Genomic DNA, 21,364 nt, shown 5'->3' on the forward strand with positions numbered 1-21,364 from the left:
CCCGGCGTTCGTTAGGCCCGGCGCCTTCGGTCCAGTCTCCGGTGCATCGGCAGACGCGGGGCAGGCGGTCTCTTCGTTCTCGCCCTCGCGGAGGGTGACGTCAGAGCCGTCGCTGAACACGTCTACAGCCTGACCGGGATGCCGGCGGCTGCCATGTGCGCCTTGGCCTCGGCCACGGTGAAGGTGCCGAAGTGAAAGATCGAGGCGGCAAGAACGGCGCTGGCATGGCCTTCGGTCACACCTTCGACAAGGTGATCCAGCGTACCCACGCCGCCCGAGGCAATGACGGGAATATCCACCGCATCGGCGATGGCCCGGGTCAGGGGCAGGTTGAACCCGGCCTTTGTGCCGTCGCGGTCCATCGAGGTCAGCAGGATTTCCCCCGCGCCCTTGGCGGCGATGGTGCGGGCGAATTCAACCGCGTCGATCCCCGTTGGCTTGCGCCCGCCGTGGGTGAAGATTTCCCAGCGGCCCGGTTCCACCGTCTTGGCGTCGATGGCGCAAACGATGCACTGGCTGCCGAACTGGTCGGCGGCCTCGGCCACCACGTCCGGATTGGCGACGGCGGCGGAGTTGAAGGACACCTTGTCGGCGCCCGCGAGCAGAAGGGCGCGGACATCCTGAACCGTACGCACGCCGCCGCCCACGGTCAGCGGGATGAAACACTGTTCCGCTGTGCGCGTGACCACGTCGAACATGGTGCCGCGGTTCTCATGGGTGGCGTGGATGTCGAGGAAACAGATCTCGTCCGCGCCGGCGGCGTCATAGGCGCGGGCGGCGTCCACGGGATCGCCCGCATCGCGCAGGTCGACGAAATTGACGCCCTTGACGACACGGCCGTCGGCGACATCGAGGCAGGGGATGATGCGGGTCTTGAGCATGGCGTTGCGTTAGCGCGAATTGACCGGCGAGGGAAGGGGGGAGAGGTCACGGCGGGCCGCTCCGGCGGGCACGCCTGTGCGGCTCAAGAAAGCGTCGGCGCCGGCCGGGAGACCCTGAGCCGGGACCCAATGGGCCGGAAGCGTGCAACGCGCCCCAGCGCCGTGGCGGGGAAAAGGTAATAGCCCAGCGGCAGGCGCGCGTTCCACAACAGGTCGTTCGGACGGAAAGGCCCACCTTTCTCCGGGTTTTCCAGCACGGAGAAGATCACGTTGACGATCCAGATCGCGGCCATGAACATGAAACGGTCCTTTTGGGAACTTGTCTTGGATAGAGGTGTATCAAGCCGCCCGCAGGCGGCGCAGTCAGGAAGTCCGGACCTGGTCCTGTGATGCGGCTCAGCCCTTGAGCGCCTCGAGCGCGGCCTTGAGGTCGATGGCCCCGTCATAGAGCGCGCGGCCCGAGATCGCCCCGTTCAGGGGGGCGCCGCAGTCGCGCAGCGCCTTGAGATCCTTGATCGAGGACACGCCGCCCGAGGCGATCACCGGGATCGTCACTGCGTTGGCCAGGGCTGCCGTCGCCTCGACATTCGGGCCCTGCATGGCGCCGTCGCGGTTGATGTCGGTGTAGATGATCGCGGCCACGCCCGCGTCCTCGTAGCTGCGCGCAAGGTCGACGGCATCCACCTGCGTGACCTCTGCCCAGCCCTTGGTGGCCACGCGGCCGTCCTTGGCGTCGATGCCGACGGCCACCTGCCCGGGGAAGGCGCGCGCGGCCTCGCGCACCAGTTCGGGGCGCTCGACGGCCACGGTGCCAAGGATGACCCGCGACAGGCCCTTGCCCAGCCACATATCGATGGTGGCCATGTCGCGGATACCGCCGCCCAGTTGGGTCGGCGTCTTGGTCTGTTTGAGGATCGCCTCGACGGCGGCCGCGTTTACCGGTTCGCCAGCAAAGGCGCCGTTCAGATCGACAAGGTGCAGCCACTCGCAGCCCTGCGCCACGAATTCCAGCGCCTGGGCGGCGGGATCGTCGTTGAAGACGGTCGCCTTGTCCATGTCGCCGCGCAGCAGGCGCACGGCCTTGCCGTCCTTCAGGTCGATCGCGGGATAAAGGATCATTTCGGGCTGCCCTTTCAGAGTTTTGCCGCGCCTTAGTATGACGCCACGATAGATGCAACGCGACCTTGCGTCATGCTTGATCGGGGTCTGGCGCCGCAGACACAGTCAGGATGACCTGAACGGGAGGAGACAGGCATGAAACTACTCAAGATTGCGGCGTTGTGCGGAATTTTGGCTGGCGCGGCGGCGGCGGATCCGATCGAAGGCGTCTGGAAGACCCAGCCGGACGATGGATCCTATGCTCATATCGTGATGGCGCCCTGCGGTGGCAAGATCTGCGGCAAGATCGCGCGGACCTTCAACGCGGGCGGCGAATACACCTCTCCGACCAAGGGCAAGACGCTGGTGATCGACATGGTCCCGCAGGGCGGGGGCAAGTACGAGGGCAAGGTCTGGCGCCCGTCGAACGACAAGATCTACCTGGGCAAGATGACACTGAACGGCAGCAGCCTGAAACTGCGCGGCTGCGTGGCGGGCGGATTGATCTGTTCGGCACAGACCTGGCGCCGGGTCCAGTAGGCCGCGCGCAAGAGAGAGAACCGGCAATATTTTGCGGACGGGCTTGCGGGGACTGGAAAAGGGCGGCGGCCCGACCATATGCGTGGTAGGTTCAAGTTCTTGAACTTCTGCAACAAAGGACGCATCTCATGCCCCGCTTTCGCCTGCTTCTGCCGCTTGTGCTCGGTAGCCTGGCGGCCCCCGCTCTTGCCGATCCGGCCGTCGGTCTCTGGCGCACCGAACCCGACCGCAAGAACCTGACAAGCCTGATCCGCATCGACACCTGCGGCGCCGCGCTCTGCGGCACGGTGCTCAAGGCCTTTGATCCGCAGGGGCGCGAGGTGCAGACCGCCAACGTCGGCAAACAGCTGTTCTGGGATCTCAAGCCCGCCGGGTCGGGCAACTATCGTGGCGGGACGGTCCATGTGCCGCTGCTGAACGTCGAGGCCAAGGCCAAGGCAGAACTGTCCGGCAACAAGCTGCACGTGACGGGGTGCAAGGGGTTGATCTGCGACGGCCAGACGTGGGTCCGCGCGAACTGAGGCCGGGGCGGGGGCTCTAACCCCGCGTCTGTTCCATGCCCCCAAGGCAAGTCGAACAAAGTGGTCACTTCGGCTGTCCTGACGTGGGGCAGCCGAATCGGCGCGTTCAGGGGTGCCAGGTCAGGAAATTGGCAATCATGCGCAGCCCGGCCCCGGCGCTTTTCTCCGGGTGGAACTGCAGGCCGATCATGGTGCCGCGCGCCACGATGGCGGTGACATCGCCACCATAGTCGACATGGGCGACCCGCTGTGCCGGGTCGGACAGCCGCATCTGGTAGGAATGCACGAAATAGGCGTGTTCACCGGTTGCGATCCCGTTCAGTACCGGGTGCGGATTGTCGACCACCAGGTCGTTCCATCCCATGTGCGGGACCTTCAGCGTCTTGTCGGCGGGCGCGATCACCTCGACCTCGCCGTCGATCCAGCCAAGGCCCGGCGTCTCGGCGTATTCATGGCCGACGCGTGCCATCAGCTGCATGCCCACGCAGATGCCCAGGAAGGGTCGCCCGCGGGTTTCCACCGCCTCGATCATCGCTTCGAAACAGCCGGAGTTGCGCAGCGCCGAGGCGCAGGCCGGAAAAGCGCCGTCGCCGGGCAGCACGATGCGATCCGCCCGGGCCACCACGTCGGGGTCGTCGGTGACGCGCACCTCGCCCGCTCCGGTTTCCAGCGCCATCTTCTGAAACGCCTTTTCGGCGGAATGCAGGTTGCCGCTTTCGTAGTCGATGATTGCCGTCAGCATCGCGGCCTCCTTGGTCAGCGGATCGTTTCTTGGGCAGGCTAGAGCGCGCCCTTGGTCGAGGGCACCGCATCCGCCTTGCGCGGATCGGTTTCCAGCGCATCGCGCAGGGCGCGCGCCACCGCCTTGAAGGCGGCCTCGGTGATGTGGTGGCTGTTGACGCCGTGCAGGCAGTCGACATGCAGGGTGATGCCGCCATGGGTGCTGAGCGCCTGGAAGAACTCGCGCACCAGTTCCGTGTCGAACGTGCCGATCTTCTGGCTGGGCAGGTCCAGGTTCCAGACCAGGAAGGGGCGCGCGGACAGGTCCAGCGCGGCACGGACCAGCGCATCGTCCATCGGCAGCAGGCAGGCACCGTAGCGCACGATGCCCTTCTTGTCGCCCATCGCCTGGGTGAGCGCCTGGCCCAGGGCGATGCCCACGTCCTCGACCGTGTGGTGATCGTCAACGTGCAGGTCGCCCTTGGCCCGCACTGTCATGTCGATCAGCGCGTGGCGCGAAAGCTGGTCCAGCATGTGGTCGAAGAAACCGACGCCGGTCTGGTTGTCATAGCTGCCGGTCCCGTCGAGATTGATCTCGACGCTGATCTCGGTCTCTGCGGTCTGGCGGGTGATCTTGGCTGTGCGCATCATCTTGTCCCCTGAAGTCGGCCCCTTATAGGCATGGCTGCGGCGGCGTCAAAGGGGGAGGGCGCTCAGTCTCCGCAGGTGCGCACCATCGCGTCGAGCGTCGCCGCGTCGGGAAACCGTCCGCCGCCGGACAGAACGCCCCGCTCGCGCGGCAGGTCATTACTCTCAAAGAAAAAGCGCATGCCCGCATGGGCCTTTGGGTTGATCGGCGGGCCCAGGGTGATCCAGTGTATGTCATCCTTGACACCGCTGGCGAGATGATGCGCCTGCCACATGGGAATCCGCATGTCGGCGATCGGTACCCAGTTTGGCCGGGTCAAAGTCGCCCCTGCGTCAAGTTGCGTCGCGCCCCTCGTGAACCGCTGATAGTCCTAGCCGCGAAGGCGCGTGCGTCAGGCGCCGCAGGCACGGGTGAGAACGTCCAGCGTTGTCTTGTCCGGGATGGTCCCTTGCGCCGACAAAACAGAAAAGAAATTCGTCATCCGGTTGGTCTGAAACCGAAGGTCCTTGCCGACGTGGCGGTGCAGATCGGCAGGCAGGCGGACTGTGAGAAAATAGTCGTCACCACGTGGGCCCAGTTCGATAACGTGGTCAAAGGACATCGGGATGGCCGTCTCACCAAGAGTGACCTTCATGTCCGGTGCCCCCCTTTGCCGGTCGGGTACGCCGTTGTTTGGGCCGATCCCGGTATCGAGGATCGAAAGCAGCCAGCCCGAGTGTCCGCGCGAACAGCGCAGGCTGTATGCCCGGTTGAGATCGCCGTCAGCGCCAATAGTCTCCCAGCGGGCCACAAGTCCCCCCTCCCCGGTATCGAGCCGGACAGCGGTGCGCCTGCTATCCGTGCTAATGCCAAGGCGCACAATCTCTTCTTGAGTGAGAAAATGCATCTTGTCGCCCGGAATCCTGCTGGACAGAGTCAACAATTCCGCGCTGATTCCCATCTCGATCAGGTACAGGACAAGCTGGCCCATGATCTGCTGTGTGGCGGCTGTTGGTATGTTGCGGCCATCGGGGCTGTGGAATTGGTGTACGCCCAATTCGCCGCCCTCTGCCACGCGGATGCTTCCGCCAAGCAGGGCAAAGACACAGGCGGATTCGCATGTTCCGCCTTCGACACCCTGGTCATATTGCGGCATGTCTGGCATGGGGCCGCTGCGTCCGACGGTTGTGCGGATGCCCTCTTCGCGGAACAGTCGTCCCAGGGCGATGGCGGCGCCCAGATTGCCGCCGGGCGAATCGAGTCTAAGACTGTAGCCAACGCCGTTTTCCCGAAGGTAGGCCCGGAACGCATCAGGCGTCTCGTCAGTGATTTCTCCTTCTGCCGAAGTCCATCCGCAGCCGATGCAGTTTCCGCCTGACCAGCGGCTTTCAAAGCGCATGGGCTCTGCACTGGCAGAGAGCGCGCCGGTAGCCAGAACGACGGCCAGAAAAATAGCTTTCATCACGAAATCCTTTGGAACGATATCGTGACGCTAGACAGCGTCTCGCGTCATGTAAACCTCCGCGGGCATGATGGGGGGCGTGGGAGAGGCGTTTCCCTTTGGCAGGCGAGGTGGGCTCAGTTCGGGAGTGCCTTGAGCCACAATTGGCCTACCCCGGCGATGACTGGGGCGGCGGGCGACAGCGACGATCGGAGTACGGGCAAATTCTTGGGAACGACGGCGGCACATGCACCTTAGGCCAGTCGGCTCAGAAATTCCAGAACCCGAGAAGAGTGACAGATGGAGCGGGCGAGGCGATTCGAACGCCCGACCCTAACCTTGGCAAGGTTATGCTCTACCCCTGAGCTACGCCCGCAAAACCATCCTGTCATTCCGGAGCCTCGCTTTGTGGCGGTGGGTGCCGCCCGAGGAAATCCGGCCATTTGGAGCGGGCGAGGCGATTCGAACGCCCGACCCTAACCTTGGCAAGGTTATGCTCTACCCCTGAGCTACGCCCGCGTGCCAAATGGTGAGCGCGGAATTAGCCTCTACGGCGCGGGGGTGCAAGAGGAAAATGCACATGCCTGACGCTTTTGATCCGGGCACCGGCCGCGCGGCTATTCTGCAGCCTTCGACTGGCTTGCTGTCGGCGCTCCACCGGAACAGGGGCGGGGCATCTACATGCGCCTGCAGATAGGCGCCGGTGAGCGGTTCGGCATGCATTGCCAGGCTGGCAACGCTCAATGCGTCGGTCTTCTGCCATGCCGTCGCCAACAGCGCAGGCAGGGCGCAAAGGCACATCCGAATCCCGTTCAGGTCGGCCGCAGCCGCCATGTTGGATCGGGTCCCGCTCTGCGCGCCTCCAGTTGACAGGGAAGGTCATGCAACTGGCGCAACTTGTCGAGTCCGCGCGAGCCGCTCTTGGCCGGAATGAATCGCGCACGCCGCGAGTTTCGGAACATGGTGACAAAGACAGGGGCGACCACCTATCGCGCCAACGCACCGGCATGACTGAGGATCAGGTTCTGGCGGCTGCCGGAGAAATCGCGGCAAGGGCCAGATGCACGGGTCACTGCCAGAGTTGCGGAACGGGCGTGTCCACCAGCATGGAGCGCAACTCACTGGCCAAAGGCTCTGCGATGCTGTCCAGCCGCGCGCGGGTGGTGAAATAGCCATAATACCGGCCATCCCGGGCCTGCACGGCCCAATCCGCGATCTGCGGGTTCAGGAAGTCGATCGGCGCGCGCAGGCGCTTGCCGGGCATGAAACGCGGATGGCTGGCCAGCGACCCGGTAAAGCCTTTGCCCTTGCGCCGGATATTGTCGACCCAGACGAACTCTATCTGCTTGTCCGGATCATCGACGCGCACCGCGACGTAAAGTGCGAGCGAGGGCGAGAAATACCCGTGTTTCTTTTCCGTGGCCGAAAGCGCGGCAGGCAGCGAGGCACGGGCCAACCCGAAGGCCTGGTTCATCGCGGGGTCGCTGCTGCGGACTTTCAGGACATCCAGCACACCCGGAGGCAGGGCCTTGTCGGGGATTTCTATGACCGGGCCGGGGGTGTCGAAGGGGATCTCGCCCTCAGTCGCGCCGTGGGCCGCGAGCGCAAAGCCCATCAGGGCGCAGAGCAAGGCGGTCGTTCGGTGAAAGAGCATGCGGGAATCCTTCCCGATTCTGGAATGGCGGCAGCGAGATCATAGCTGGCCGACCCGCATGCGGCAACGGTTTGGCATGTCTTGCGAATTCCGATTGTCCACAGGGGGAGGCTCAATTCGCCAGTTTGTTGATATCCTGAGGACAGATAGAAAAACAGCCCCGTCCGGGGCTGTTTTCAGATCTTCGATGAGGGCCGGCCTCACTCCAGCTCGACAAGCAGGTCCTTGGCGTCGATCTGGCCGCCCGGCGTCACGTGGACCGCCTTGACGGTGCCGTCACGTTCGGCGTGCAGGCCGGTTTCCATCTTCATCGCCTCGATGGTCAGCAACAGGTCGCCTTCCTTGACCTGCTGTCCCACAGTGGCGACGACCGTTGCAACCACGCCCGGCATCGGGGCGCCGATGTGGCAGGGGTTGCCCAGCTCTGCCTTGGGACGCGCCGCGCTGGACCCTTGTGCCTTGCGGTCGGGCACGCGGACGGTGCGCGGCTGCCCGTTCAATTCGAAGAAGACCCGAACCTCGCCGTCGTCATGGGTTTCGCCCACCGCCTGCAGGCGGATTTCCAGCGTCTTGCCCGGGTCGATCTCGGCGGTGATCTCCTCGCCCGGCTCCATTCCGTAGAAGAAGGTCCGCGTGGGCAGGGTGCGCACCGGGCCGTAGGTCTCATGCCGCGCGGCGTAGTCGGTAAAGACCTTGGGGTACATCAGGTAACCGTTCAGGTCCTCGTCGTCGAAGGCAACCCCTTCGAGCTTGCCTTCCAGTTCCTTTCGGGCCTCGTCGATATTGATCGGCGCAGCCTTCAGGCCGGGACGTTCGGTAAAGGGCTTGTCGTCCTTGAGGATCTTCTTCTGGATCTTCTTCGGCCAGCCGCCTGGGGGTTGGCCCAGGTTGCCCTTCATCATGTCGATGACCGAGTCGGGGAAGCTGAGGTCCTTCTTGGGATCCTCGACATCCGCCCGGGTCAGGCCCTGGCTGACCATCATCAGGGCCATGTCGCCCACGACCTTGGACGAGGGCGTGACCTTGACAATATCGCCGAACATCTTGTTCACGTCCGCATAGGTCTGCGCCACCTCGTGCCAGCGCTCTTCCAGGCCAAGGCTGCGGGCCTGTGCCTTGAGGTTGGTGAACTGACCGCCCGGCATCTCGTGCAGGTAGACCTCGGAGGCGGGCGACTGCATACCCGATTCAAAGGCCGCGTATTGTCCGCGTACCGCCTCCCAGTAGTTAGAGATCTCGCGGATCGCGGCCATGTCCAGCCCGGTGTCCCGTTCGGTGAACCGCAGGCCCTCGACAATGGAGCCAAGCGTCGGCTGCGAGGTATTGCCCGAGAGCGCATCCATCGCCGCGTCCACCGCGTCCACGCCCGCGCGGGCCGCCTCCATGATGGTGGCGATGGCCGCGCCCGAGGTGTCGTGCGTGTGGAAGTGGATCGGCAGGCCGACCTCTTCCTTCAGCGCCTTGATCAGCGCCGCCGCCGCATTGGGTTTCAACAGCCCCGCCATGTCCTTGAGGCCAAGGATATGGGCGCCCGCGTCGCGCAGGTCATTGCCCATCGCGACATAGTATTTCAGGTCGTACTTGGCCCGGTCGGGATCAAGGATGTCGCCCGTGTAACAGATCGTGCCTTCGCAGATCTTGCCGGTTTCCAGCACCGCGTCCATCGCGACGCGCATGTTTTCGACCCAGTTGAGGCTGTCGAAGACACGGAAGACATCGACGCCCGTTTCAGCCGCCTGTTTGACGAAGAACTGCACCACGTTGTCGGGATAGTTGGTGTAGCCCACCCCGTTGGCGCCGCGCAGCAGCATCTGCGTCATCAGGTTGGGCATCCGCTCGCGCAGGTCGCGCAGGCGTTGCCACGGACATTCCTGCAGGAAGCGGTAGGCCACGTCGAAGGTCGCGCCACCCCAGCATTCGACGCTGAAGAGTTGCGGCAGCTTGTGCGCATAGGCCGGCGCCACCTGGATCATGTCGAGGCTGCGCATCCGCGTCGCCAGCAAGGACTGGTGCCCGTCCCGCATGGTGGTGTCGGTGATCAGCACCTGTTTCTGCGCGGCCAGCCAGTCGGCCACGGCCTGCGGGCCCTTTTCTTCCAGCAGGTTCTTCGTCCCTGCGGGCGGGGTTTCCAAGGGCACCTGCGGCGCACGGGCCGGTTTCAGGTCGGGGTGCGGCTTGGCGCGGCCCTGCACCTCGGGGTGTCCGTTCACGGTGATGTCCGCGATATAGGTCAGCACCTTCGTGCCCCGGTCGCGCCGTTTCTTGAAGTCGAACAGCTCCGGCGTCGTGTCGATGAACTTGGTCGTGTACTGGTTGTTCAGGAAGGTCGGATGCTTCAGCAGGTTGATCACGAACTCGATGTTCGTGGTCACGCCCCGGATGCGGAACTCGCGCAGGGCGCGGTCCATCCTGCGGATTGCCTGTTCCGGTGTCGGCGCCTTGGCCGTGACCTTGACCAGCAGCGAATCGTAGAACCGGGTGATGACCCCGCCCGCGTAGGCCGTCCCGCCGTCCAGGCGGATGCCCATGCCGGTGGCCGAGCGGAACGCGGTGATGCGGCCGTAGTCGGGGATGAAGTTGTTGGACGGATCCTCGGTGGTGATCCGGGTCTGCAGCGCGTGGCCCGTCAGGCGGATATCGTACTGGCTGGCCTTGCCGGTGGCTTCGGCCAGCGACTTGCCCTCGGCGATCAGGATCTGGGCCTGCACGATGTCGATGCCGGTCACTTCCTCGGTGACGGTATGTTCGACCTGCACGCGGGGGTTGACCTCGATGAAGTAGAACTTGCCCGTCTCCATATCCATCAGGAATTCGACGGTGCCCGCGCATTCATAGTTCACATGGGCGCAGATCTTGCGGCCCAGCTCGCACAGTTCCTCGCGCTGCGCCTCCGACAGGTAGGGGGCAGGGGCGCGCTCCACGACTTTCTGGTTGCGGCGCTGCACGGAACAGTCGCGCTCGTAGAGGTGATAGATGTGGCCCTGCTTGTCGCCGAGGATCTGCACCTCGACGTGGCGGGCGCGGGTGATCATCTTTTCCAGATAACCCTCGCCGTTGCCAAAGGCGGCCTCGGCTTCGCGCCGGCCTTCCAGCACCTTGTCCTTGAGCTCATCGGCGGATTCGATCGGGCGCATGCCCCGGCCACCACCACCCCAGGACGCCTTGAGCATCAGGGGATAGCCGATCTCTTCGGCTTCCTTGGTGATCGCGTCGAAATCATCGCCCAGCACTTCGGTCGCGGGGATGACCGGCACACCGGCGTCGATGGCGACCTTCCGGGCGCTGGCCTTGTCGCCAAGCGCGCGCATGGTTTCCGCCTTGGGCCCGATAAAGGTGATGCCTGCGGCGGTACAGGCATCCACGAAATCAGGGTTCTCGGAAAGCAGGCCATAGCCCGGGTGGATCGCATCGGCACCCGAGGCCTTGGCCACGCGGATGATCTCTTCGATCGACAGATAGGCCTGAACGGGACCAAGCCCTTCGCCGATGCGGTAGGCCTCATCCGCCTTGAAGCGGTGCAGCCCCAGCTTGTCTTCCTCCGCGAAGACGGCCACCGTCTTCTTCCCCATTTCGTTCGCCGCACGCATGATGCGGATCGCGATCTCGCCCCGGTTGGCTACCAGGATCTTTTCAAAATCTGCCATGTGTCGAGGGTCCTTCTCCGGCACAGTTGCGCGATTTTGCGCAATATTATTACTTTGAGAGTATGCCGCGACGCAGCGCAAGAGGGGTTTGCAAATTATTCCTGCGCGACAGTCGCGTTTGCAAACTCGCTTTTCCCGCGCAGGTCGACAGGTCGCGGCACGCCGAGCTGACCCAGATTGGCCACCAGGTCCCGGCGCAGGATCTCTGTCAGATGGGCCGGGCCGGACGCGCCCAGGGCACAGACCGCATAGTGCCAGGCCCGGCCCAGCATGACAAAATCCGCCCCCAGGGCGATGGCCCGCAGGATGTCCAGCCCGCCCTCTATCCCGCTGTCAAAGATCACCGGCAGGCGCGTCGCGGCGCGCACCGCGGGCAGGCAGGACGCCGCGCCGGGCGCCCCGTCGAATTGCCGCCCGCCGTGGTTCGAGACCCAGACCGCATCCACGCCTTCATGCTCAAGCCGTTCCGCGTCCTCGGGTTTGAGCACGCCCTTGACCACGAGCGGCCCGTCCCAGGCGTCGCGCAGCCAGCGCAGGTAGTCCCAATCCGGCGCGGTGCGCAGGAGATAGCCGATATGCGCGGTGGGGTCGCGGCTGGCCATGTCCTGCGAATAGCGGTCGAGCGTTTTCATCCGGGGCATCCCGGCGCGCAGTCGCGCCAGCGACCAGGCCGGGCGCATCGCGCATTGCAGCGCGATCCGAGGCGTGATCCGGGGTGGCTGCACCAGCCCGCCCTTGACCTGCCGTTCCCGGCGCGAGGCCACCGGCACATCCATCGTCACCACGAGGACGTGAAAACCGCTGGCCTTCGCGCGCGCCAACATGTCGCGCCGCATCTCTGGGTCGCGCGGCGGGTAAAGCTGGAACCAGCCCTTGCCGCCGGTTTCCGGGCCGACCTCTTCGGGCGTGGCATTGGCCACGGTCGACAGGGTGTAGGGCAACTCTGCCCCTGTCGCCGCCCGCGCCAGCATCCGTTCCGCCCCGGGCCAGAGCAGGCCGGACTGCCCCACGGGCGCGACACCGAAGGGCAGGGGGTGGGTTTCGCCGAACAGGGAGGCAGAGAAATCCGGGACAACCTCGCCGTCGAGGATCGAGGGTGTGAAGAGGACCGAATCGAGCGCCGCGCGATTGCGGCGGGCGGTGGCCTCTGTTCCCGTCGCCGTGTCCAGGTAGGCCCAGGCGAATCGTGGCACGCGGCTCTCTGCGGCGCGGCGCAGATCGGCGACAGTCATGTAGCGGCTGTGCAGGTCCATAACGGTATCTGCCGTCGGAAAGCCGCGGTCCGCAAGCGGGTCGACCTGCATTCGCCTCAAATCTTCAACTTATTTTAAGTGCCGTGACGGAGTGTGTGGGCATCGACACGGAAAGGACAGCCCATGCACGCGATGATCGTCGACCACGATGCCACCCGGCTTGAACGCAGCCAGATCGCCTTTCTGGAGGCGGGGATTCACGTCACCGGCTCTGGCAGCCATGCGGTGGCCGAAACCTGTCTGAAACGCGCGGTGGTGGACGTGCTGGTGCTGGACGATGACTGCGGTCCGGAACGGATCGCGGCGCTGACCGCGCTGGCGCAGCGCCGCAATCCGCGGCTTGTCACCCTGATGCTGGCCGGTGACGTGGGCGCGGCGACGGATCTCTATTCCGACGCCGTGACCTCGCTGCATTGCGTGCTCGACGGTCGCGTGTCTCCGCGTATGGTGGCACGCATGGCGCAGGCCTCGCTTGCGGGCCGCGCTGCCTGCAAGATGACCCCGGTGCGCGCCGATTCCGCGCCGCAGCCCGCCCAAGACGCGCCGCTGCCGGTCTTTTCGACCACCCGGCGCAAACCGGTCCTGCCGACCGAGGTGGCCATGCACGCCTGACCGCTGGCCGATCGCGGCGCCGGGGTGTGAAAATCCCCGGCGGGGTAAGGAACACAAGGCGAACACGGCTTTCCCTGCGCGCGCAATGACGCTAGATTGGCGTCATGAGCAGTTTCGATGAATTCGACGCATTCGAGGCGTCCTCGCTGTCGGCGCGCGCAATGGCCGCGCGCCCGGCCCCCTACCTGGACGAGCTGAACCCCGCGCAGCGCGAGGCGGTGGAAACGCTCGACGGGCCTGTCCTGATGCTGGCCGGTGCCGGGACGGGCAAGACCAAGGCACTGACCTCGCGGGTTGTTCACCTGCTGAACACCGGTCGGGCCCGCCCGAACGAGGTGCTCGCCGTGACCTTTACCAACAAGGCCGCGCGCGAGATGAAGACCCGGATTTCCAACATGCTGGGCCAGACGGTCGAGGGGATGCCCTGGTTGGGCACCTTCCACTCGATCTGCGTGAAACTGCTGCGCCGCCATGCGGAACTGATCGCCGACGATGCCGATTCGGTGGTCGAGGGCGCGGCGGAGCCCTCCGGCCCGCATCTGAAGTCCAACTTCACAATCCTCGATACCGATGACCAGCTGCGCCTGCTCAAGCAACTGGTCCAGGCCGAGGGCATCGACGACAAGCGTTGGCCCGCACGGCAGCTGGCCAACATCATCGACGGCTGGAAGAACCGTGCGCTGACGCCGGACAAGATCCCCGCCTCGGACGCGGGTGCCTACAACCACCGTGGGCCAGAGCTTTACGCCGCCTACCAGCGCCGCCTGCTGGAACTGAACGCCGTCGATTTCGGCGACCTGCTTTTGCATGTGGTCACCATTTTCCAGCGCCATCCGGACATCCTGGAGAAATACCAGCGTTGGTTCCGCTACATCCTTGTGGACGAATACCAGGACACGAACGTGGCGCAGTACCTCTGGCTGCGCCTGCTGGCGAGCGGACACAAGAACATCTGCTGCGTCGGTGACGACGACCAGTCGATCTATGGCTGGCGTGGTGCCGAGGTGGGCAACATCCTACGGTTCGAAAAGGATTTTCCCGGCGCCCATGTCGTGCGGCTGGAACAGAATTACCGCTCGACCCCTCATATCCTTGCCGCCGCCGGCGGCGTGATCCGGGGCAACCAGGGCCGCCTGGGCAAGGAGCTCTGGACCGAGGCGCAGCAGGGCGAGAAGGTGCGCCTGATCGGCCATTGGGACGGCGAGGAAGAGGCGCGCTGGATTGGCGAGGAAATCGAATCCATGCAGGGCGGCACCCGCGGGATGCGCCCGTACAGCCTTGATGACATGGCGATCCTGGTCCGCGCCTCGCACCAGATGCGCGCCTTCGAGGACCGCTTCCTGACCATCGGTCTGCCCTATCGCGTCATCGGCGGCCCCCGCTTTTACGAGCGTATGGAGATCCGCGATGCGATGGCCTATTTCCGGCTCGTCGTCTCGCCCACCGATGACCTTGCCTTTGAACGCATTGTCAACACGCCGAAACGCGGCCTTGGCGACAAGGCGCAGCAGACCATCCAGCGCATCGCCCGTGAAAACGGGGTCAGCCTGCTGGACGGTGCGGCACTGGCGGTGGAACAGGGGGCAATCAAGGGCAAGGGCGCCAAGGCATTGGGCGAACTGGTGGTCGGCCTGGCCCGCTGGGGCCGCATGACCGGCGACAAGGATGTCAGCCACATGGAACTGGCCGAGATCATCCTCGATGAGAGCGGCTACACCACCATGTGGCAGAACGACAAGACGCCCGAGGCGCCAGGCCGCCTGGAAAACCTCAAGGAACTGGTCAAGGCGCTGGAAGGGTTCGAGAACCTGCAAGGCTTCCTGGAACACGTCAGCCTTGTCATGGACAACGAGTCAGAGGCCGAGGGCGCCAAGGTCTCTATCATGACATTGCACGCGGCCAAGGGTTTGGAGTTTCCGGTCGTCTTCTTGCCGGGCTGGGAGGACGGCCTGTTCCCCTCGCAGCGCAGCATGGACGAAAGCGGCGTCAAGGGGCTCGAAGAAGAGCGGCGGCTGGCCTACGTCGGCATCACCCGTGCCGAAGAGGTCTGCACGATCAGTTTCGCGGGCAACCGGCGGGTCTTTGGCCAGTGGCAGTCGCAGATGCCTTCGCGCTTTGTCGATGAACTGCCCGAAGAGCACGTCGAGGTCCTGACGCCGCCCGGACTGTATGGCGGTGGTTATGGCGCAGCGGGCGGCACGACGGGCATGTCCTCGGGGCTGGAAAGCCGCGCCGCAGAGGCCAATGTCTACAACTCCCCCGGCTGGAAGCGCCTGCAATCCCGCCAGGGAGAGCGCCCGATCAGCCAGCCGCGTGAGAGCCGGAGCCAGGTGATCGATCTGGATGCCGTTTCTGCCCACACGGTGGGAGAGCGCGTCTTTCACCAGAAATTCGGCTACGGCACGATCCAGGGGATCGAAGGCGACAAGCTGGAGATTGCCTTTGAGAAGGCTGGCACGAAAAAGGTCGTGGCGCGGTTCATCCATGCCGCCGACGACGTGCCGTTCTAGGCGTGCAATTGTTCAGGCGGGCAGCGGCTGCCCGCCGATATGGACCCCCTCAAGGTCAAGCGCCCCGTCCAGAACCACCAGGTCGGCAGCGGCGCCAACGCGAATGCGGCCAATGTCGGTGCGTCCAATCCAGTCGGCGGGCAAAGTGGAAAGCCGCGCCGAGGCCTCGGCCAGCGGAAAACCGATGCTCACGAGGTTGCGCAGCGCTTGGTCCATCGTCAGGGCAGATCCCGCCAGCGTGCCATCCGCCAACCGCATGGCGCCTTCGGCCTTGTGGACGTGTTGTGTGCCCAACCGGAACATCCCGTCCGCCATCCCGGCGCCAGCCGTGGCATCCGTCACGCCAAAAAGCCCGGGGATCGCCCGGCGCGCGGCAAGGATGGCGCCCGGTTCCACATGCAGGAGGTCCGGAATGATCTCGGCGAAATCGGCATGGGCCAGCGCAGCGCCGGCCAGCCCGTTGCTGCGATGCGCGGCCGGGCTCATCGCGTTGAACAGATGGGTCACGCCGCAGCCTGTTTGCAGGCAGGCGGCAGCGCGGGCGTAGTCGCAGAGCGAATGCCCCAGTTGCACCTTGACCCCCGCCGCCTGCGCGGCGGCGATCACCCGGTCACCCGGGTCCGTTTCCGGGGCAAGGGTCATGACGCGCACCGGGGCCATGGTCAGCCAGCGGTGCAGGGCGTCCTCATCCGCTGCCACGGCAAAGGCCGGCTGGGCGCCCAGCTTGTCAGGGTTCAGGAAAGGGCCCTCAAGATGCGCTCCCAGCACGCGGGCTGCGTCGGGCCAGCGGGCTGACATCGCGGCATCGACCGCCCCAAGGAACCCCTCGATCTCGGCAAAGGGCGCCGTGACGGAGGTGGCCAGCATCGCGGTCGTGCCATGCCGCGCGTGCAGGCGGGCGGCGGTTCGGATCGCCTCGACCCCGGCCATCATGTCCGCGCCGCCGCCGCCATGCACATGCAGATCGACAAAGCCGGGCAGGACAAAGGGCGGCTCTGGTGCCTCGGTCGGTTGGCCGTCGATCCGGTCCACGCGGTGCGCATAGCCCAGTTCGCCTGCGATCCAGCCGCTCTCTGTCAGGATACTGCCCTGCAGTGTTGCCATGCTTGGTACTCCTCGCCGGCCTCAACCGATCGGCAGCGGCGCGTCGGGTTTCGGCTGGTCCATGACGATCTGCGAATGCACCCGCGCCACCACCGGATGCGCCAGCAGCACCTCGTGGATCAGCGCGTTGAGCGATGGCAGGTCGGGGCAATAGACCCGGAGCAGGTAGTCGGCTTCGCCGGTCATGGTCCAGGCCGAGACGATTTCGGGGCGCAGGCGCAGGAGGCGCGAAAAGGCCGAGCCTTCCTCGGCACCGTGGCGGGCCAGTTGCACCTGGACAAAGGCCTGTACGTCGAGACCTAGCTTCTCGGGATCCAGCCGTGCGCTGTACCCCTGTATCACCCGCGCCTCTTCCAGGCGTTGCCGGCGTCGGCCTGCCTGGCTGGCAGACAGGTGAAGCCGCTCTCCGAGTTGCTGTGCCGTGGCATGACCATCCCGCTGGACGGCGTCAAGCAGGGCGATGTCCGTTTCATCCAGGGATGTGCGTCGTTCCCGCATGTGCTGCCTTCATTGCGCTCGAATACTGCGCGAGGTGGTGGTCATGCGGGGATGATGCGCGCCATCTGGCGCGCCGTAAAGGTCAAACCGGATCAGGTCTGCGGCATGGTCAGCGTCAGGTTGCGGCTGCCCTTGGTATAGCGCAGAGCCTCTTCGCCGATGGCGGTCACGCGGCCGCCGTCCAGCCGGTCGCCAACCTTGACCTTCTGGTACTTGCCATTGGCCAGCCGAACCAGGGCGCGGCGATTGTCCGCGGTGCCGTAGACGCCGATCAGGTTGATCTTTTTCAGGTTGATCGCATTGGTCGAGGTGGCGGCGCGGGCGACGCTGGCGCTGGAGGGCACGCGAGGTGCAACGGTGCGCGGCGCCACGGCGGCGGCGGTCCGCACCGGTTCCGCGGGCACTAGGCTGCGGTCCACGTTGTCGACGATGGCGGCCATGTTGCGCGGCCGGCCGACGGGCACCAAGGAGCGGCGCACTGCCTGATCCGTTGCCTCGGGGGCGTCGATCTCGGCCTGTTCCTGTGCGGTAGGCGGGCGCATTACCGGGCGGATCGCCGCCAGTTCCGACCGCGAAATGCCGCCCAGTTGGCTGCGCTCGCGCAGTTCGATCAGGTCGTCGGGCCGGGTCCGCGGGCGGATGCGTGGCATGGCGTTCAGCCGGGTGCGGATGTCGCCCGTTGCGTCAAGCTCGGCGTCCGGGGCAAGGGCCACTTCGCCGCGCAGCGGCGGGATTACCGGTGGCCGACCGGTAAAGATGCGCAGCCCGTCCGGCGTCAACGCGCCCTCTGGCGTGGCGCGCACAAGATCCCGCTCGTCGAAATCGAAGGTCAGCCCGGCGGGAGGCGGCAGGCCCGGATCCTGGAAGTCGGGCTCTCGCGCCAGGTCCTTGGCCTGGGGCAGGGCGACGGCGTCGAAGATCTGGATGTTCGGGTCGATCGAGGCGGCATAGACCTCGTCGACACCATCCTCTGGCGGGCGGTGCGGCTTGGCAGGGGCACGCTGCCAGATGCCCGAGGCGGCATAGCTGGCCGCGGCTTCTTCGGGTGTCAGCTGGCGCGGGTCGGTGGGGACGGCCAGCGGCGCGACCAGGGACTCGGGCGCCGTTGCGGGCGGGTCGAAGGCCGCGATCTGGACCTCGCCCTCGGGCCGGGCCACGGGACGTGCAGAGATCGCCGGCGCCGCGCTGGCCGGCGGTGTCGCGGATTCGAGGATTACACCATCGTCGCCCGGGGGCGGAACAGCATCGGTGTCGCCATCTGGCAGCGATGCAACCGCGCTTGCCGGTTCGTCGGCCGAGCGGAACAGCCGCGCCAGCCCGTCGTCCAGGAACACGGTCGCCCAGGCCGCCACCCCGGCGAGGAACAGCAGCAGGATCGCCGTGAGGATCAACCCCAGGTACCGAGGTTTGCCGCCGGTCATGTCCCGGTCGCGCGCACCGAAGACGGTCATGCGGTCGCGTTCGCTGGGCTGGTTGAATGTCATCCCGGCGGGAATCGCGGCAGCACCGCCGCCCGCCCCGGTCAGTGCGGGTCCGCTGCTCCGGCCGTGCTGGCCCTGGGGGGCCTGGGGGCCGCGCAGGGCGGCCAGCTTGGCCAGGGGATTCGGACGCGACACGCTGCCGTGCTTGGGGGGCTTTCCCGGTGCCGGAACACCCTTGCGCGCGGCGGCGGGGGCGGCAAGGAATTCATCGTCCTTGGCCTCGCGGGCAGGCGCGGCTGCAAGCCCGGCAGCGCGGGCGGCGGCGACCTTCGGGATCGGCTTGACGCCGGGTTTCGGCGGAGCCTTGGTCTTGCCTTTAAGCTTGGGCGGCAGGGCCGGGCGCTTGGCCTGTTGTGCGGGGGCCGGGGCGGGGGCCTCGCCAGAGGGGCTTGCGGTCTCGGCTTCGTCCGCGGCAGCAGAGGCCCGCGCCAGCAGGGCCGAGGCTGCGGGCGTCGAAAAGAACCCGGTGCGGGCCTCGGGGGCCGGGGCCTTGGCGGGCTGATCCGGCATCTCTGTCTTGTTGTCCACGGTGGGGGCGACCGGGGTGAAACGCGCTTTCAGCTCTCCCGTGACGGGCCGGTGTGGGGCAGTCGCATCACCGGATGGCGCAGTGGCGCCGGGGCGCGTCGCCCGGATGGTGGAAAACGTGTACGGCCGCTCTGCCTCGGTCTCGGCCGGGGCAGCGGATGGCGCGGGCGGCTGCACTGGTGCCGTCGGACGGGACGCTGGCGTCTTTGCCGTCGGCTGCGCGGTTTTTGGGGGGGCAGCGGGGGCGGGTTCGGTCCGCTTGGGAACCGCCGGCGCCTTCGGCGTGCCCTGGCTGGCGGGGTTTGGGGACGGAACAGAGGGAGCCTTTGGAGCGGTTGCCGGAGCACCCGTCTCGGGACGCGGCGGCGCCGAGGGGATCTTGGGCGCCGCCGGAACCGATGGCTCTGCTCCGGTCACTTTGGGTGCCGGAGCCTTACGGGGCTGATCACCGGGGGCCGGAGCAGGCGTTGGGGCCGGGTTTCTCGGCGCCGGGCTCTTCGAGGCTGGCGCTTCGGCGGCCGTGTCTGTGGCGGCCGCCTCGGGGGGCGCCGGTTGCGCGCTCTCGACCGGTGTCGGGGCCGGGGCAGGAGTCGGGGCCGCGGACTGCGGAGAGGCGGGCTCTGCTTCCGGTTTGTGCGCTTCGGATTGCGCAGGTTCGGATTGCGCAGGTTCGGATTGCGCGGGTTCGGGGTGTGCAGCTTCGGCCGGGGGCGTCTCCGGCGTTTCTGCCTGCGGTTTCGGCGCGGCAGCGGCAAAGAGGTCGGGCTTTGGCAAGGGCTGCAACGCGGCCTCGTCGGCCTCGACGATTCGGATGGCCCGCGCCGGGCGCGAGGCGGCTTTGCTCCACCCCTTGGCCTTGCCGAAGAAGACCGCCGAGTCGAAGGCCCCCTCGGGCGCCTGTGCCATGAAGCTGACCGGGTCGAACCCGTGTTCGACCGCAAAGCTCTGCGCTTCGTCCAGTGTTTCGATTGCGACCGCGGCGATCTGCAGGCGCCCGTCGGTCACGACGTAGTCGTACTTCAGCTCGTTCACGGCATAGGGCGTCGCGCCATCCAGCGAGGCGCGGATCGCGAGGTCGCGCGCCGTCTCGTCACCGCCCAGGTCTGGCTGGTCGAGGTAGCGGATCTGCTCGTTCGGGATGATCAGGGCCACCTGTGCGCCGCTCGGATCCAGGCTTTCGGCCCGGTCGCGCAAGGCAATCACGCGGGAATCGAAATCCGGATGATCGAGCGGAACATCGTCGATCCGGGCCCATCGGGGGCCCATGCGCCTGAGCAGGGCGATGCCTTCGAAAGAGAGCGAGAGCGCGAAATTTGGTATCATGAAGCGTGTCTTATCAGGCCATCCCTGCCCGCGGGAGTCCTAAGGCAGTGCCTAAAATATATAGGGCAACTCTTTGCCGAAGAAAAGAAAGCGGCTGTTGCCCTCTTGCCGATTTCCCCCTCTCGCGAGACAGTCAGCGCAGATTCCGGCTGATTGTGAGGTATTTTATGCGAATTTCAGCATTCTTGACGATACTGGCCCTCGCGCTGCCCTTGGGCGTGCCGCATGCGGCATCGGCGGAAGGCCGCCTGTCCGTGTCGGGAGAGGCCCGCATCGCCGCGGTGCCCGACATGGCGACGATATCGCTGGGCGCCACGGGGCGCGGCAAGACAGCTGTCGAGGCAATGAACGCAACCTCGACGGCGGTGGATGCAATCCTGTCCCGCCTCAAGGGGCTCGGGATCGAGGCGCGCGACATCCAGACCACCCAGCTGCGCGTCAACGAGCAGACCCGATGGGACCGCGATCGCAACGAGGACGTCTTTGTCGGCTACTACGCCACCAACACCGTCCGCGTGCGCATCCGTGACATGGACGGGATCGGCGCGCTGTTGTCGGCGGTCCTGGATGACGGTGCCAACCAGTTGCAAAGCCTGACTTTCGGTGTTCAGGAACCGCGCGAAGTCGAGGACGAGGCGCGCCGCCGAGCGGTCGCCGATGCCATCGCCAAGGCCGAGCTTTATGCCGATGCCGCTGGCGTGACCCTGGGCCCGGTGCTGGAACTGCGCGACACTGCCGAACCGCTGGTGCGCTCCACCGCCGGACCGGAACCGATGGTCGTGGAAGAGGCGCCGGCCGCCCGCGACGTGCCGGTGGCCGCCGGAGAGATCGAGGTGCGGGCCGAGGTCACGATGGTTTTTTCCGTCAGCGAGTGAGGCGGTTTCCCGTCCCTGAAAATCAAGAGGTCGCCGCAGTTGCCCTGCGGCGG

General features: G+C 66.0%; 18 protein-coding genes and 2 tRNA genes. 5 read left to right on the top strand and 15 right to left on the bottom strand.

Going from position 1 to position 21,364, the window contains the following annotated elements; all coding sequences use genetic code 11:
* Positions 1–122 precede the first annotated feature (122 nt).
* The 3 genes from hisF to hisA form a co-directional block, all read right to left on the bottom strand.
* A complete protein-coding gene (hisF, locus tag ACQY5B_RS07255; protein ID WP_305971202.1) occupies positions 123–881 on the bottom strand; it encodes an imidazole glycerol phosphate synthase subunit HisF in 759 nt (252 codons plus the stop codon).
* An 83-nt stretch (positions 882–964) separates the two neighbouring features.
* Positions 965–1,180: a hypothetical protein gene (locus tag ACQY5B_RS07260; RefSeq protein ID WP_421917685.1), complete on the bottom strand. Its 216-nt coding sequence runs from the start codon at positions 1,178–1,180 to the stop codon at positions 965–967.
* A 97-nt stretch (positions 1,181–1,277) separates the two neighbouring features.
* Positions 1,278–2,000 carry a 1-(5-phosphoribosyl)-5-[(5-phosphoribosylamino)methylideneamino]imidazole-4-carboxamide isomerase gene (gene hisA / locus ACQY5B_RS07265; RefSeq protein ID WP_420325773.1) on the bottom strand — a complete coding sequence of 241 codons (723 nt, stop codon included), beginning with the start codon at positions 1,998–2,000 and terminating at the stop codon, positions 1,278–1,280.
* A gap of 135 nt (positions 2,001–2,135) precedes the next feature.
* Between hisA and ACQY5B_RS07270 the strand changes: the two genes are divergently transcribed.
* Both ACQY5B_RS07270 and ACQY5B_RS07275 read left to right on the top strand, forming a co-directional pair.
* Positions 2,136–2,519 (top strand): DUF2147 domain-containing protein, encoded by a 384-nt coding sequence (locus tag ACQY5B_RS07270; RefSeq protein WP_420325772.1) that lies wholly within the window; start codon positions 2,136–2,138, stop codon positions 2,517–2,519.
* A 128-nt stretch (positions 2,520–2,647) separates the two neighbouring features.
* Positions 2,648–3,040, top strand: coding sequence for a DUF2147 domain-containing protein (locus ACQY5B_RS07275; protein ID WP_305971206.1), 393 nt, complete (start codon positions 2,648–2,650; stop codon positions 3,038–3,040).
* 106 nt (positions 3,041–3,146) lie between these two features.
* On the opposite strand, the gene hisH is transcribed toward ACQY5B_RS07275, so the two are convergent.
* The 9 genes from hisH to ACQY5B_RS07320 form a co-directional block, all read right to left on the bottom strand.
* A complete protein-coding gene (hisH, locus tag ACQY5B_RS07280) occupies positions 3,147–3,782 on the bottom strand; it encodes an imidazole glycerol phosphate synthase subunit HisH (RefSeq protein WP_420325771.1) in 636 nt (211 codons plus the stop codon).
* A gap of 38 nt (positions 3,783–3,820) precedes the next feature.
* Positions 3,821–4,408: an imidazoleglycerol-phosphate dehydratase HisB gene (hisB, locus tag ACQY5B_RS07285; protein ID WP_420328692.1), complete on the bottom strand. Its 588-nt coding sequence runs from the start codon at positions 4,406–4,408 to the stop codon at positions 3,821–3,823.
* A gap of 65 nt (positions 4,409–4,473) precedes the next feature.
* On the bottom strand, positions 4,474–4,695 hold the full coding sequence (locus ACQY5B_RS07290) for a hypothetical protein (RefSeq protein ID WP_420325770.1): 222 nt from the start codon (positions 4,693–4,695) through the stop codon (positions 4,474–4,476).
* Positions 4,696–4,800: 105 nt separating this feature from the next.
* Positions 4,801–5,850: a COG3904 family protein gene (locus ACQY5B_RS07295; RefSeq protein WP_420325769.1), complete on the bottom strand. Its 1,050-nt coding sequence runs from the start codon at positions 5,848–5,850 to the stop codon at positions 4,801–4,803.
* Positions 5,851–6,130: 280 nt separating this feature from the next.
* Positions 6,131–6,205: transfer RNA gene (locus ACQY5B_RS07300), tRNA-Gly, on the bottom strand.
* Between the two features lie 68 nt (positions 6,206–6,273).
* Positions 6,274–6,348: transfer RNA gene (locus ACQY5B_RS07305), tRNA-Gly, on the bottom strand.
* 550 nt (positions 6,349–6,898) lie between these two features.
* Positions 6,899–7,483 carry a DUF2314 domain-containing protein gene (locus ACQY5B_RS07310; RefSeq protein ID WP_420325768.1) on the bottom strand — a complete coding sequence of 195 codons (585 nt, stop codon included), beginning with the start codon at positions 7,481–7,483 and terminating at the stop codon, positions 6,899–6,901.
* 200 nt (positions 7,484–7,683) lie between these two features.
* Positions 7,684–11,127: a pyruvate carboxylase gene (gene pyc / locus ACQY5B_RS07315; protein ID WP_420325767.1), complete on the bottom strand. Its 3,444-nt coding sequence runs from the start codon at positions 11,125–11,127 to the stop codon at positions 7,684–7,686.
* A gap of 95 nt (positions 11,128–11,222) precedes the next feature.
* Positions 11,223–12,380 carry an alpha-hydroxy acid oxidase gene (locus tag ACQY5B_RS07320; protein WP_420328690.1) on the bottom strand — a complete coding sequence of 386 codons (1,158 nt, stop codon included), beginning with the start codon at positions 12,378–12,380 and terminating at the stop codon, positions 11,223–11,225.
* Positions 12,381–12,503: 123 nt separating this feature from the next.
* Here ACQY5B_RS07320 and ACQY5B_RS07325 point away from each other — a divergent pair, with 123 nt between their 5' ends.
* Complete coding sequence (locus tag ACQY5B_RS07325; RefSeq protein WP_420325766.1) at positions 12,504–12,992, top strand: hypothetical protein; 489 nt, start codon at positions 12,504–12,506, stop codon at positions 12,990–12,992.
* A 104-nt stretch (positions 12,993–13,096) separates the two neighbouring features.
* Positions 13,097–15,502: an ATP-dependent helicase gene (locus ACQY5B_RS07330; protein WP_420325765.1), complete on the top strand. Its 2,406-nt coding sequence runs from the start codon at positions 13,097–13,099 to the stop codon at positions 15,500–15,502.
* Between the two features lie 12 nt (positions 15,503–15,514).
* On the opposite strand, the gene ACQY5B_RS07335 is transcribed toward ACQY5B_RS07330, so the two are convergent.
* The 3 genes from ACQY5B_RS07335 to ACQY5B_RS07345 all read right to left on the bottom strand — a co-directional run bounded on the left by ACQY5B_RS07335 (position 15,515) and on the right by ACQY5B_RS07345 (position 20,436).
* Positions 15,515–16,606, bottom strand: coding sequence for an N-acetylglucosamine-6-phosphate deacetylase (locus tag ACQY5B_RS07335; RefSeq protein WP_420325764.1), 1,092 nt, complete (start codon positions 16,604–16,606; stop codon positions 15,515–15,517).
* A gap of 21 nt (positions 16,607–16,627) precedes the next feature.
* Positions 16,628–17,104 carry an Lrp/AsnC family transcriptional regulator gene (locus ACQY5B_RS07340; RefSeq protein ID WP_420325763.1) on the bottom strand — a complete coding sequence of 159 codons (477 nt, stop codon included), beginning with the start codon at positions 17,102–17,104 and terminating at the stop codon, positions 16,628–16,630.
* Between the two features lie 92 nt (positions 17,105–17,196).
* Complete coding sequence (locus ACQY5B_RS07345; RefSeq protein ID WP_420325762.1) at positions 17,197–20,436, bottom strand: hypothetical protein; 3,240 nt, start codon at positions 20,434–20,436, stop codon at positions 17,197–17,199.
* Positions 20,437–20,621: 185 nt separating this feature from the next.
* On the opposite strand from ACQY5B_RS07345, the gene ACQY5B_RS07350 reads away from it, so the two are divergent.
* Positions 20,622–21,311, top strand: coding sequence for an SIMPL domain-containing protein (locus ACQY5B_RS07350; RefSeq protein WP_305971511.1), 690 nt, complete (start codon positions 20,622–20,624; stop codon positions 21,309–21,311).
* The last annotated feature ends 53 nt before the right edge of the window (positions 21,312–21,364 follow it).

It is taken from the genome of Antarctobacter sp. (genome assembly GCF_965277915.1).
In the GTDB taxonomy this organism is placed as follows: domain Bacteria; phylum Pseudomonadota; class Alphaproteobacteria; order Rhodobacterales; family Rhodobacteraceae; genus Antarctobacter.